Genomic DNA, 12,091 nt, shown 5'->3' with positions numbered 1-12,091 from the left:
ACTCGTTTTCTGTGCAGGGACGTGGGGGTCAGAGGAGGGCGGGCACGGCGATCGCGACGGTGTAGGCGGCGACGAGGAGGACCAGGCCGGTGAAGGCGGCGGAGAGCCGGTCGGTGTCCGTGCGGGCGGCGATGCGTGCTCCGGCGATGGAGCCGGCGACAGCGGTGATGGTGAGGGCGCCGACGAGCCACCAGTCGGGTGCGATGCCGGTGCCGGCGCGGGCGGCGAGGGCGGCGGCGCTGGTGATGGTGATGACGACCAGCGAGGTGCCGGCGGCGTAGCCCATGGGGAGCGCGAGGGCGAGGGTCAGGGCGGGAACGACGAGGAACCCGCCGCCGACGCCGAGGAACCCGGTGAGCAGGCCGACCGCGGTCGCGGTGACGAGCACCTTCAGCGCGCGGGGGCACTGGCACATGAAGGTGGGGCTGAACGTGATGATGGGGTCGTCGAGGCGGGGCCGGTCGGCGTGAGCGCCCGAGGAGGTGTCGCGCCGGCTGCGCAGCTGCCGGACGGTCATCAGGCCGGCCACGACGAGCATCAGGCCCGCGAACGCGGCGAGCAGCACGGGCTCGGGCACGGCTGCGGAGGCGTGTGCGCCGATGACCGCGCCGCCGATGGCGACGACACCGAACGTGACGCCGCGCGCGAGGAGGACGTTCCCGGCACGGTGGGCGGTCACGGCTCCCGCCAGGGAGGTGACGCCCACGACGACCAGGGACCCGGTGGTGGCCTGCGTCGCGGTCTGGCCGAGTGCGAGGAGCACGGGGACGGCCAGGATGGAGCCGCCGCCGCCGAGCGCACCCAGGCTGAGCCCGATGAGCGCTCCGGCGACGACGGCCAGGAGGAGCTCGATCACGCGTCGGGTCCCACGAGGTGGAGACCCACCTGCTCGGCGTTGTCGAAGGAGTCGTCGATCGCCACGAGCGAGCGACCGGCGGCGTCGAGCATCGAGGCGGCGACCGACGCGCGGTAGCCACCGGCGCAGTGCACCCACACCTCGCCCGCGGGCACCTCGGCGAGCCGGTCCCACAGCTCGTGGAGCGGGATGTTGACCGCGCCGTCGATGCGCGCGGCGTCGTGCTCGTCGGCGCGGCGCACGTCGAGGACGACGACCTCGCGGTGATGGCGTACCTGGGCGAGGTCGGCGAACGTCGCGGTCGCGAACGAGCTGAGCTCGCGGTCGCTCCAGTCGTCCGGGCCGCCGGTCGCGTGGGCGGCGGGGCGGTCGATGCCGATGCGGACCAGCTCGCGCTGGGCCTCCGCGACGTCCTCGGCGGTCTCGCCGAGGAGCGTGATCGGGGTGCCCCAGGTGACGAGCCAGCCGAGGTAGGTCGCGAAGCCGCCGTCGAGCCCGAAGTTCAGCGTGCCGGGGGCGTGCCCCGCGGCGAAGGCCGTGCGGTTGCGCAGGTCGACGACCCACTCCCCGGCCTCGATGCGACGCCGCAGCTCGGTCGCGTCCGCGACCGCCGGGGGTGACAGGTCGGGCTCGGAGGGGCCGGCGGCGTTGGCCGGGGCCATGTGCGCGTAGTAGGCCGGCCACGGGCCGAGACCGGCCAGCAGCTCGTCGACGTACGTCTGCTCGTCCTGGGTGAGGACGGGGTTGGCCTGCTTCTCCCGGCCGATGGTCGACGACGAGGCGTCGGACTGGGTGGCGGAGCAGAAGGAGCCGAAGCCGTGGGTGGGATAGACCTCCGCCTCGTCGGGCAGCAGCTCGGCGAGCCGGTGGGCCGAGGCGTGCTGGTGGTGCACCAGGGCGTGGGTGTGCTCGGGCCCGAGGAGGTCGGGGCGACCGGTGGCGCCGTAGAGCAGCGACCCGCCGGAGAACACGCCGACGTGCTGGTCGCCCTCGGCGGCCGCGTCGACGAGGAGGTAGGAGAGGTGGGTGAACGTGTGGCCGGGGGTCGCCAGCGCGGTCACGCGCATGCGTCCACCCACCTCGACGACGTCTCCGTCCGCCACCGGGGTGCGGGAGAAGGAGACCTCGTCCTCGCCGTTGACGAGGTAGTGGGCACCGGTCTGCTCCGCGAGCGCGAGGCCGCCGGTGACGTAGTCGTTGTGGATGTGGGTCTCGAAGACGTGCGTGAGGCGTACGCCGTGCTCGTCGAGGAGGGTCAGCACGCGGTCGATGTCGCGCTGGGGGTCGACCACGAAGGCGACCTCGCCGTCGTGCACCAGGTAGCTGCGGTCGCCGAGCGTGGGCGTGTCGATCACGAGGACGGTCAGGTCGGTCATCACAGACCCACCCCCACCGCGCGGCCCGAGGCGATCCAGGCCTGGGTGCCGCCGGCGACCGACACGGCGTCGAAGCCCTGGGCAACGAGCAGGTCGGTCATCGCCTTCGAGCGGTTGCCCGAGGCGCAGATGACGTGGATCCGGGACGAGCGGTCGAGCTCGCCGAGGCGCGAGGCCAGCTGGCCCATCGGCACCAGGACGGCGCCGGGGACGTGTCCCTGCGCGTACTCCCCGCGCTCGCGCACGTCGACGGTCGTGCCGTCCTGGTGCGCTGCGGCGAACTCCTCGAGGGTGATCTCGGGCGTCGGGCGTGACATGCGGTTCCTCTCGTCTGCGAACGTTCTGATCGGTCGTTGTATACCCTAGGGGGTATCGCCGAGGAACGCAAAAACACCCCGGGGGGTATGCTTGGTCCATGACCACCTACACGATGTCCGTCCAGGTCGACCGCCCCTACGACGAGGCCGTCGAGGCGACCCGGGCGGCCCTCACGGACCAGGGCTTCGGGATCCTCACCGAGATCGACCTCGCGGCCACGATGAAGGCCAAGCTCGACGTCGACCTGCCCCCGCAGGTGATCCTCGGCGCCTGCCGCCCGCCGCTGGCCTACGAGGCGATCCAGGTCGACCCGTCGATCGCGGCCGTGCTGCCGTGCAACGTCGTCGTCCGCGCCCTCGACGACGCGACCACGCTCGTGGAGGCCTTCGACCCCGACGCCATGATGGGCCTGGCCGGAGCCGACGCCCTCGACTCCGTCGCCGCCGACGCCAAGCAGCGACTCACCGCGGCCCTCGCCGCACTCACCACGTCCACCCAGGAGGACTGATGCAGCTCGACCCCGACGAGATGACGCCCGTCATCAACCGCATCAAGCGCGCCCAGGGGCAGCTTGCCGGCGTGCTCCGCCTGCTCGAGGAGGGGCGCGACTGCGAGGACGTCGTCACCCAGCTCGCCGCGGTGTCCAAGGCGCTCGACCGCGCCGGCTTCGCCATCGTCGCCTCCGGGCTGCAGCAGTGCCTCGTCGCCGGTGACGGTGAGGTCGACAGCCTCGACGTGAAGAAGATGGAGAAGCTCTTCCTCTCCCTGGCCTGAGGCCGCCGACAGTCGCGCACCCCTCTTCGGGTGCTTGCACCGCCCGTCGACGTCCGTAGGGTCGATCGGTGAGGGAGAGGAGCACCATGAGGGAGCACGAGAGGGAGAGCGCGGGGGAGAGTTTCGGGGAGAGGTGGCGCCAGCGCGTCGACGACAAGCTGGGTGACCCGATCTGGTGGAACGACGTCCTGCAGCTGGTCAAGACCGTGGTGGCCGCCGTCGCCGCGTGGCTGATCGCGTCGAGCGTGCTGGACGTGCCGCAGCCGTTCCTGGCGCCCTGGGCCGCGCTGCTGGTGGTGCACGCGACCGTCTACCGCACCTTCTCCAAGGGCATGCAGCAGGTGGCCGCGACCGTCGTCGCGGTCCTGCTCGCCACGATCGTCGGTGAGGCCCTCGGGCTGAGCACGGGGGCGATCACCCTGCTGCTGGTCGTGGCGCTGATCCTCGGCTCCGTGCCCTGGCTGGGCGCGGAGGCGACGACGATCGCCACGACGGGGCTGGTGGTCCTCACCACCGGCTTCGACAGTGACCGCCTGCTCATCGCGCGACTGCTCGACACCGCGATCGGTGTCGCCGTCGGCCTGCTGGTCAACGTCCTGGTGTGGCCGCCGCTGCGGCGCCACACCGCCGCGCAGGCGCTCGACCGCATCGACGACCGCATCGGCGAGCTGCTGGTCGACATGGCGGGAGGGCTCGGTGATGGTTGTCAGGACGAGGACGTCAAGGGCTGGATCGACCGCACCCGCGACCTCGACGGCGACCTCGAGCAGGCCTGGGCGCTGGTCCGCCAGTCCCAGGAGAGCGCCCGGATGAACCCGCGCCGCTCGGCGCGCGCGATGAAGAACCCCAGCGACTGGCACGAGCTGCTGCGCCGCATGGAGCAGGCGGTCGCCGAGACCCGCAGCCTGGCCCGCACCCTCGGCGGTCAGCGCGCGCACCGCGAGACCTGGGGCGAGGACTTCGCCGACCGGTGGATCTCCATGCTGGGCGATGCCGGTCGGGCGACCAGCGCGGCAGACGCCGCCGCGCTGCTCGACGTACGCAGCCGGCTCGAGACGCTCACCGAGGACCTCCGGGCCACGGAGCGCTCGCCCGAGTGGCCGGTCTACGGCGCCCTCATCATCAACCTGCGCAACATCGTCGACGCGATGGACCGCGTCGCCGAGGCCAACCCCATCGGCCACGCGCGCGTCCCGATCCGGGTCCCCGTCCGCCGCGCCGCGGACCCCGACGTCACCTGAGGACGACTCGAGCCCCCGGCCTGGTCAGGCCGGGGGCTCGATCTGTCTGGGGTGAGTAACGGGACTTGAACCCGCGACATCCGCCACCACAAGGCGGCGCTCTACCAGCTGAGCTATACCCACCATGTCCCACAGCGCCAGCGCTGCGGACGACGAGAAGTGTAGGACACTCAGCCCGCGGAGCCGGAATCGGCGTCGGTGTCCGGACCGAGGCCGGTCAGCTGCCCGCCGTGACGCGCGGCGATCTCCTTGGCGCTGGCGCTGTCGGGGCCGGGCTGGGGCACGAAGACGGCCTCGCGGTAGTAGCGCAGCTCCTCGATGCTCTCCTGGATGTCGGCGAGCGCGCGGTGGTTGCCCCGCTTGGTGGGCGCGGCGAAGTAGGCCCGCGGGTACCACCGGCGCGACAGCTCCTTGATCGAGGAGACGTCGACGATCCGGTAGTGCAGGAACGACTCCAGACCGGGCATGTCGCGAGCGAGGAACGTGCGGTCGGTCGCCACGGTGTTGCCGGCCAGCGGGGGACGGCTCCCGTCGGGGCAGTGCTCCTTGATGTAGTCGAGCACCTGCTGCTCGGCCTCGTCGAGCGTCGTACCGCTGGAGAGCTCCTCGAGGAGGCCGGACTTCTCGTGCATCGAGCGCACGAACTCGACCATCTGGTCGAGCGCCTCCTGCGAGGGCTTGATGATCACGTCGACGCCCTCGCCGAGGACGTTGAGCTCGAAGTCCGTCACGAGGGCTGCGACCTCGATGAGCGCGTCGGCCCCGAGGTCGAGCCCGGTCATCTCACAGTCGATCCACACCAGTCTGTCGCTCACGACGGGCCACCCTACTTGGACGCTCCCTCCCGTGGACCTGGACGCTCTCAGGGTCGACTCAGCCTCGCCTCATAGGGTCGGGGGTGCAGCACCGGCAGATGAGCACACCGATCACGAAGGAAGCCTCGATGGCGCAGAAGAAGAGCTCGCACAGGACGGCTGAGGAGAAGGCGGCGACGGCCGCCAGGCGAGAGGCCCGTCGGGCGCGGACCGAGCGCTCCCGGGCCGAGGCCGAGGAGCGTCGCAAGAAGGCCAAGCGCAAGGAGCAGCTCACCCGCTTCGGGCTGATCGGTGCGGTGCTGGTCCTGATGGTCGGCGGCTACTTCCTGGTCACCAACCTCGGCTCCGACAAGCCCGACACCGCGCCGGCCGGCGCGAGCGACGACTTCGGCATGGTCGTCGGCGACGCGGACGCGCCGAAGTCGATCGTGATCTACGAGGACTTCCTCTGCCCCTTCTGCGGCCAGCTCGAGCAGACCGTGGGCGACCAGCTCGACGCCGCCGTCGAGGCGGGCGACGTCAACGTCGAGTACCGCCCGCTCCCGTTCCTCGAGCGGATCAGCGACTACTCGCCCGAGGCCGCCAACGCCTTCGCGGTCGTGCTCGACGAGTCGGGCCCCGAGGTCGCCAAGGAGTTCCACGACCTGCTCTTCGACAACCAGCCGGCCGAGTCGGGTCCCTTCCCCGACAGCGACCAGCTCGTCGAGTGGGCCGTCGAGGCCGGTGCCGAGGAGGACGCCGTACGCCCCGGCATCGAGGACATGGCGTTCGAGGGCTGGGTCGAGGCGGCCGGCGAGGCCGCGGCCGACGCCGACGTCAACTCCACGCCGACGGTGCTGGTCGACGGCGAGGTCGTCGAGGGCGAGACGCTGCAGGACATCGCCGCCCAGATGGTCGGCTGAGGTCCTCGGCAGGTCTGCGACACTGCGGGGCGTGAGCCTCCAGTCCTTCATCGCCGGCCTGCCCAAGGCCGAGCTGCACGTGCACCACGTCGGGTCGGCGTCGCCGCGGATCGTCTCCGAGCTCGCGGCGCGCCACCCGGCGGCCGGCGTCCCGTCCGACCTCGAGGCGCTGCGGGAGTTCTTCACCTTCCGCGACTTCGCCCACTTCATCGAGGTCTACCTCGCCGTGGTCGACCTGGTCCGCACGCCCGAGGACGTCCGGCTGCTGACCTACGAGGTCGCCCGCGAGATGGCCGAGGGCCAGAACCTGCGCTACGCCGAGCTCACCTGCACGCCGTACACGTCCGTGGTCCGCGGCATCCCCATCCAGGCCTACACCGAGGCCATCGAGGACGCGCGGGTCGCGGCCGAGCGTGACTTCGGGCTCGTCCTGCGTTGGATCTACGACATCCCGGGCGAGTCCGGTCTGCCGGCCGCCGACGCGACCCTCGAGTACGCCCTGCAGCACCGCACGGACGCCCTCGTGGGCTTCGGTCTGGGCGGGCCCGAGGTCGGGGTCCCGCGGGCGCAGTTCGGCCCCCACTTCGACGCCGCCCGCGCCGCCGGGCTGCGGTCGGTGCCGCACGCGGGCGAGACGACGGGGCCGGAGACGGTCTGGGAGTCACTGCGCCTGCTCGGCGCCGAGCGCATCGGCCACGGGGTCTCGGCTGCGCAGGACCCCGAGCTGCTCGCGCACCTGGCCGACACCGGGGTCGTGCTCGAGGTGTGCCCGACGTCCAACATCGCGACCCGTGCCGTCGAGCGGATCGAGCACCACCCGCTGCGGACCTTCGTCGACGCCGGGGTGACGGTGACCATCAACTCCGACGACCCGCCGATGTTCGCCACGTCGCTCAACCGCGACTACGAGGTGGCGGCCGGCCTGCTCGACCTCGACGAGCAGGGGGTGGCCGACCTCGCGCGGGCGGCCGTCGACGCGTCGTTCGCACCCGCGGACGTCAAGGAGCGCATCGGCGCGGAGATCGAGGCGTACGCCGCGGGCTGAGCCGCAGGGCGTACGGGCGGGCCGGTCAGGTGTCGGCGCCGCCGCGGGGCGCGCGGTGCGTCGGCAGCTGCTTGGCTGTGCGGACGCTGGTCGGGTCGAGCACCGCGAGGACGTACAGCAGCACGCCGATGCCGGCGAGCACGCCGAGCACGGTCAGGAGGCTCAGGCCCAGGTCCTGGTACATCGGGACTCCGATCTGGTGGGGGGATGCGACGACGGCCCCGTACCCGCGCTCCCGCGCCGCATGAGCCGGCCCTCACCCGCAGGGCGGTGAAAACGGGTGTGAACGGGAGTTCGACCCGGTGTCCTACCTGTTGGGGTATGACCGCCGCGAGCGTCCGTGCTTAGCGTCCAGCGGAGGGAGCGGCAGATGCTGCTTCGCGGGAGGCAACACCACTCGGAGGGGAACATGAACCAGTTCACGCACGTAGCCCGGCGGCTCGCCGCAGGGGCGGTGGTCGCCCTGGCCATGACCGTCGGCCTCACCACGCTCACCGTGGCAAGCTCGTCCGCCGCGCCGACCTCGAGCAAGTCGGTGGTCGGCAAGTCCGACGCCGGCAAGATCACGAGCAAGGTCGTCGGCAAGACGTCGAACGGCGACAAGGTCGGTGGTTCGTTCACGCCGATCAAGGTCGTCGAGCGTGACGGCGTGCTCTACATGAAGGGCTTCATGAAGGGCGTCATCAAGGACGCCGGACCCAACACGAAGTTCTCGGGCATCCAGACCATCCCGATCAAGAAGATCAACGGCAGCTCGGTCACCGACGGCCGGGTCGCCGCCAATGCGGGTGCCTGCGACATCCTCAACCTGGTGCTCGGCCCGCTGGACCTCAACGTCCTCGGCCTGCAGATCGACCTACAGCGCGTCGTGCTCGACATCACCGCGGTCGCCGGTGCCGGCAACCTGCTCGGCAACCTGCTGTGCGCGGTCGTCGGTCTGCTCGACGGTGGCCCGCTCGCCGGGCTCCTGGGCCAGCTGCAGACCCTGCTGAACCAGATCCTGGGTGCGCTCAACCTGGGCGTCTGACGGTTCGCCCGTCTGCCTGACGCACGCTGACGGCCCGGAGCCGGAGGTCGAGAGACCTCCTGCTCCGGGCCGTCGTACGTCTGCGGACCCGGACGCGTCGGGCAAGCATTCGGCCCCGCTACCTCATACGTGGCGGGGCCTGGCCACATCCTGACCGCGCGCGGTCGCGTCATCCGGGAGGTCGGCGGGCGTGTCGGCAGGCGTCACGCCGGTCCTCTGGCGGGGGAGACCCGGACGGCGCGGAAGTCGTCGGCCGAGAGCACGCCGTGCACCTGTCCGTTGCGGGTGGGCGACACCCGGAGGGTGACCGACTCGCCGTGCTCCTCGGGCCGCACGTAGTAGCAGCAGTCGGTCTCAGGGCAGTAGATGCACACGACGTCCACCTGGGACTTGTCGGACGGTTTCACGTGCGTCCCGTGCCGGTCCGCCCAGACCGAGCGGAATCGCACGGTGATGGCGCCGGACCACGCCGAGCGGTACTTCACCTGCACGCGCACGAAGGTGCTGGGTCGATAGGCGACCAGGTCGAACTCGGCGTGCTCGGTCGCAGGGAACAGGACCATGAATCCGCGGGCGACGAGGTCGGCATGCGCCTTCGCGGTGCCGAGATCGCCCTTGTCCTTGGTGTGGTGCACCGCCATCGCCCAACTGTAGGAGGATCGCGACGCCCAGGTGCCTGGCCATGATTGACTTGTGGATGGCAGAGCCCCCGTAGCTCAGCTGGATAGAGCGAGTCACTTCTAATGACTGGGCCGCAGGTTCGAATCCTGCCGGGGGCGCGCGGCGACGACTCGGACCGTCGGAGCGTCGGGCCTACGGATCGTAGGCCCGACGCCTGCCACAGGGCCTGAGTCGTCAGGCTGCGGCGGTCGCCGGCTCCCGGGCGTCGACGTCCTCGCGCCAGGCCTCGCGCCCGCGCGGGGCGTCGTACGTCGCCCGGTCGAGGATGCCTTCTCGCTTGGCGACGATCGTCGGTACGAGCGCCTGCCCGGTGACGTTGACCGCGGTGCGGCCCATGTCCAGGATCGGGTCGATGGCGAGGAGCAGGCCCACGCCCTCGAGCGGCAGGCCGAGCGTGGAGAGCGTGAGCGTGAGCATGACGGTCGCACCGGTCACGCCCGCCGTGGCGGCCGAGCCGATCACCGAGACGAACGCGATCAGCAGGTAGTCGGTGACCGAGAGGTCGAGGCCGAAGAACTGAGCGACGAAGATCGCCGAGATCGCGGGGTAGATCGAGGCGCAGCCGTCCATCTTGGTGGTGGCGCCGAGGGGGACGGCGAACGACGCGTAGGACCGCGGGACGCCGAGGTTCTTCACCGTGACGGACTCGGTGACGGGCATGGTGCCGACCGAGGATCGCGACACGAACGCCAGCGAGATGGCCGGCCACGCACCGGAGAAGAACTGGCGCACCGACAGCCCGTGGAGGCGGAGCAGCGTCGGGTAGACGCCCGCGACCACGAGGGCGAGGCCGGCGTAGACCGCGACGGTGAACATGCCGAGGGACCCCAGCGCGTCCCAGCCGTAGCTGGCCACGGCGTTGCCGAGCAGGCCGACGGTCGCGACCGGGGCGAGCAGGATGATCCACCAGAGGACCTTCTGCACGACGGCGAGCGCGGAGCGGACGAAGGCGAGGAACGGCTCGGCGGCCTCGCCGACCTTGAGGGTCGCGATGCCGACGGCGATGGAGACGACGAGGATCTGCAGCACGTTGAAGGACAGGCCGACCGAGCCGTCGTCGGAGGCCGAGCCCTCGAGCCCGAGCACGTTGGCGGGGACCAGGCCGGTCAGGAAGTCGAGCCAGGAGCCGGTCGTCGAGGGCGCCGACGCCGCGTCGGAGGTGACGCTCGTGTGGTCACCAGGCTGCAGCACGAGGCCGAGCACGATGCCGATGACGACCGCGATGAGCGCGGTGATCGCGAACCACGTCAGCGTCCGCCATGCGAGCCGGGCGGCGCCGGTGACGTCACGGAGGTTGGCGATCGAGGCCACGATCGCGAGGAAGACGAGCGGGGGCACGACGGCGCGCAGCAGCGTCACGAAGGTGCCGCCGATGGTGCTGAGCGTCTCGGTGAGCCAGTTGGGGTCCACCTCGCCGGTGGTGGCGTCCACGCCGTCCGCACCCATGCTGCGGGCGACGAGTCCGAGGACGACGCCGAGGACCAGGCCGATGAGGACCTGGACGCCGAAGGAGGGGAGCCGGAAGCGGGTGGGCTTCTTCTCCGCCGTAACAGATGTAGTCATACTGAAGAGGTAACCTTTCGGGACCGCGCAGTCGCAACCGGGCGGGGACGCAGGTGGTCGAGGATCAGTCGATGGTGCGTCCGAGGCGACACAGCGCGCTCTCGGTGCGGGCGAGGTCGACGGCACGCCGCTGGGTCAGCAGGTCACCCACGGTCGTGGGGACGGTCGTCGAGGCAGGCACGTCCAGCCCAACTGCAGGCTCATACTTTCGATTCCGTGCTTCGTGTCACATCCCGGGCGACGGGCAACCTAGGGTTCGCGCATGTCTCGTGTCGCCACACGGCTCGTTGCCGTCCTCGTCCCCGTTGCTCTCCTCACCCCTGCGGCTGCCCGCGCGGAGAAGGTCGTCACCGAGGACGCCGTCGGTGACGCCGTGACCCTCGTCGACGAGGCGGTGGACCTCGGCGAGGCCGTCCCTGCGCCCGACCACGAAGCGACCGACGTGATCCGGACAGCGGTGGCACACGGCGCCAAGCGGCTGCGGGTGGGCGTGGCGTTCCGGGCACTCGAGCGCGACCCCTTCCAGTTCATCGTGATCCGCGTCCGCACCCCCCAGGGGAACTACGAGCTCCTCGTCGAGCGACTGGGCGGCAAGCCGATCACCAGCATCGATCGTGGGCCGCGGACCGTGGACTGCGAGGGTCTGGGGGCCAAGGTGGACCTGCGCGCCGACACGGTGACGGCGTCGCTTCCCACGTCCTGCCTCGACGCTCCGCGCTGGGTGCAGATCGGCGTGGGCGCCGTCTCCGTGTCAGGACAGCAGGCCAACCCCGAGCTGGACGCTGCCTACGCCGACGATGCGCACCGCGACGGGGCGATCCGCGACACCATCGCCACGGGGCCCAAGGTGCGTCGTGGCTGAGGACCCCGGAGCCAGGGTTCGTCCCGTGCCGTCACGTCTCGGCCTGCGCCTCGTCGCGCTCATCGCCCCGGCCGCGCTCCTCGCACCGGCCGCCGCCCACGCCGAGAAGGTGGTGACGCACGACCCCGCTGGGGACGCAGGCGTCCTCGGCTGGCTCGCGGACGAGGACGCCGAGCTGCCCCCGGTGCCGGACCCGTCACCGGCGGACATCGTTCGCACCGTCGCCGCGCACGGGGAGAGGCGACTGAGGTTCACGGTCCACTTCGCCGACCTCGCGGGCGTGCGGGACCACTCGATGCAGGTCGCTGTCCGGACCCCGTCGGGCGGCTACCGCCTCGGGATCGAGAAGGAGGAGGGGCGACGGGCGCGCGCGACGCTCACGCAAAGGGGACAGCACCTCGACTGTCGCGCCCTGCGCGCCAGGTACGACGCCGGTGCGGACGTGGTTGCCGTGTCCGTTCCCACCGCGTGCCTCTCGTCGCCCCGCTGGGTCCGCCTGGGCATCAAGGCCTTCGCGCCGCTCGCCACGACCGATCCGGCCGTGCTCGCGTCCACCGTGGACGACGGGCACAGCGACTCGTTCCGCGTGATGAGGGCGAGCACGGGACCGCGGATCCGCCGCGGCTGACCC

Annotated in this window: 15 protein-coding genes and 2 tRNA genes; 9 read left to right on the top strand and 8 right to left on the bottom strand. The window is 71.4% G+C overall.

What is annotated here, in order from left to right; genetic code table 11:
- Positions 1 to 28: 28 nt before the first annotated feature.
- From ACNKF0_RS16150 to ACNKF0_RS16140, 3 genes are read right to left on the bottom strand one after another with little or no spacing between them, the layout of a single operon-like run.
- Positions 29 to 856, bottom strand: a complete 828-nt coding sequence (locus ACNKF0_RS16150) for a sulfite exporter TauE/SafE family protein (RefSeq protein ID WP_416953740.1) — start codon at positions 854 to 856, stop codon at positions 29 to 31.
- Positions 853 to 2,232, bottom strand: a complete 1,380-nt coding sequence (locus ACNKF0_RS16145) for an MBL fold metallo-hydrolase (RefSeq protein WP_416953738.1) — start codon at positions 2,230 to 2,232, stop codon at positions 853 to 855. Before ACNKF0_RS16145 ends, ACNKF0_RS16150 begins: the two co-directional genes overlap by 4 nt.
- Positions 2,232 to 2,549, bottom strand: a complete 318-nt coding sequence (locus ACNKF0_RS16140; RefSeq protein WP_299925017.1) for a rhodanese-like domain-containing protein — start codon at positions 2,547 to 2,549, stop codon at positions 2,232 to 2,234. Before ACNKF0_RS16140 ends, ACNKF0_RS16145 begins: the two co-directional genes overlap by 1 nt.
- Before the next feature lie 98 nt (positions 2,550 to 2,647).
- Here ACNKF0_RS16140 and ACNKF0_RS16135 point away from each other — a divergent pair, with 98 nt between their 5' ends.
- The 3 genes from ACNKF0_RS16135 (at position 2,648) to ACNKF0_RS16125 (ending at position 4,565) form a co-directional block, all read left to right on the top strand.
- The gene (locus tag ACNKF0_RS16135; protein ID WP_416953735.1) at positions 2,648 to 3,058 is read left to right on the top strand and encodes a DUF302 domain-containing protein; all 411 of its coding nucleotides are present in this window, start codon (positions 2,648 to 2,650) and stop codon (positions 3,056 to 3,058) included.
- Positions 3,058 to 3,324, top strand: coding sequence for a metal-sensitive transcriptional regulator (locus ACNKF0_RS16130; RefSeq protein WP_299925012.1), 267 nt, complete (start codon positions 3,058 to 3,060; stop codon positions 3,322 to 3,324). The genes ACNKF0_RS16135 and ACNKF0_RS16130 overlap by 1 nt, the downstream gene beginning before the upstream one ends.
- Positions 3,325 to 3,410: 86 nt before the next feature.
- The gene (locus tag ACNKF0_RS16125) at positions 3,411 to 4,565 is read left to right on the top strand and encodes an FUSC family protein (protein WP_416953733.1); all 1,155 of its coding nucleotides are present in this window, start codon (positions 3,411 to 3,413) and stop codon (positions 4,563 to 4,565) included.
- A 47-nt stretch (positions 4,566 to 4,612) separates the two neighbouring features.
- On the opposite strand, the gene ACNKF0_RS16120 is transcribed toward ACNKF0_RS16125, so the two are convergent.
- Positions 4,613 to 4,688 (bottom strand) — tRNA-His (locus ACNKF0_RS16120).
- 47 nt (positions 4,689 to 4,735) lie between these two features.
- Complete coding sequence (gene orn, locus ACNKF0_RS16115; protein ID WP_416958553.1) at positions 4,736 to 5,347, bottom strand: oligoribonuclease; 612 nt, start codon at positions 5,345 to 5,347, stop codon at positions 4,736 to 4,738.
- Between the two features lie 131 nt (positions 5,348 to 5,478).
- Here orn and ACNKF0_RS16110 point away from each other — a divergent pair, with 131 nt between their 5' ends.
- Together ACNKF0_RS16110 and ACNKF0_RS16105 are read left to right on the top strand one after the other, a co-directional pair.
- A complete protein-coding gene (locus ACNKF0_RS16110) occupies positions 5,479 to 6,282 on the top strand; it encodes a DsbA family protein (RefSeq protein WP_416953731.1) in 804 nt (267 codons plus the stop codon).
- A gap of 31 nt (positions 6,283 to 6,313) precedes the next feature.
- Positions 6,314 to 7,327, top strand: a complete 1,014-nt coding sequence (locus ACNKF0_RS16105) for an adenosine deaminase (RefSeq protein WP_416953729.1) — start codon at positions 6,314 to 6,316, stop codon at positions 7,325 to 7,327.
- 25 nt (positions 7,328 to 7,352) lie between these two features.
- On the opposite strand, the gene ACNKF0_RS16100 is transcribed toward ACNKF0_RS16105, so the two are convergent.
- The gene (locus tag ACNKF0_RS16100) at positions 7,353 to 7,511 is read right to left on the bottom strand and encodes a hypothetical protein (protein ID WP_416953727.1); all 159 of its coding nucleotides are present in this window, start codon (positions 7,509 to 7,511) and stop codon (positions 7,353 to 7,355) included.
- Positions 7,512 to 7,736: 225 nt separating this feature from the next.
- Here ACNKF0_RS16100 and ACNKF0_RS16095 point away from each other — a divergent pair, with 225 nt between their 5' ends.
- A complete protein-coding gene (locus ACNKF0_RS16095) occupies positions 7,737 to 8,354 on the top strand; it encodes a hypothetical protein (protein WP_416953725.1) in 618 nt (205 codons plus the stop codon).
- Between the two features lie 203 nt (positions 8,355 to 8,557).
- Here the strand turns inward: ACNKF0_RS16095 and ACNKF0_RS16090 are convergent, their stop codons facing one another.
- Entirely contained in the window at positions 8,558 to 8,995 is a 438-nt protein-coding gene (locus ACNKF0_RS16090) for a group I intron-associated PD-(D/E)XK endonuclease (RefSeq protein WP_416953723.1), read from the bottom strand.
- Between the two features lie 64 nt (positions 8,996 to 9,059).
- On the opposite strand from ACNKF0_RS16090, the gene ACNKF0_RS16085 reads away from it, so the two are divergent.
- Positions 9,060 to 9,133: transfer RNA gene (locus tag ACNKF0_RS16085), tRNA-Arg, on the top strand.
- Positions 9,134 to 9,209: 76 nt separating this feature from the next.
- Here ACNKF0_RS16085 and ACNKF0_RS16080 read toward each other — a convergent pair.
- Positions 9,210 to 10,598, bottom strand: a complete 1,389-nt coding sequence (locus ACNKF0_RS16080) for a dicarboxylate/amino acid:cation symporter (RefSeq protein ID WP_416953722.1) — start codon at positions 10,596 to 10,598, stop codon at positions 9,210 to 9,212.
- 262 nt (positions 10,599 to 10,860) lie between these two features.
- Between ACNKF0_RS16080 and ACNKF0_RS16075 the strand changes: the two genes are divergently transcribed.
- Positions 10,861 to 11,460, top strand: a complete 600-nt coding sequence (locus ACNKF0_RS16075; RefSeq protein ID WP_416953720.1) for a hypothetical protein — start codon at positions 10,861 to 10,863, stop codon at positions 11,458 to 11,460.
- Positions 11,461 to 11,485: 25 nt separating this feature from the next.
- Positions 11,486 to 12,088, top strand: a complete 603-nt coding sequence (locus tag ACNKF0_RS16070; RefSeq protein ID WP_416953718.1) for a hypothetical protein — start codon at positions 11,486 to 11,488, stop codon at positions 12,086 to 12,088.
- Positions 12,089 to 12,091 lie beyond the last annotated feature (3 nt).

This window comes from Nocardioides sp. T5 (assembly GCF_048161455.1).
Classification (GTDB): Bacteria; Actinomycetota; Actinomycetes; order Propionibacteriales; family Nocardioidaceae; genus Nocardioides.
Note: the sequence above shows the minus strand (reverse complement) of the source record. Positions and strands in the feature narration are given on the sequence as shown.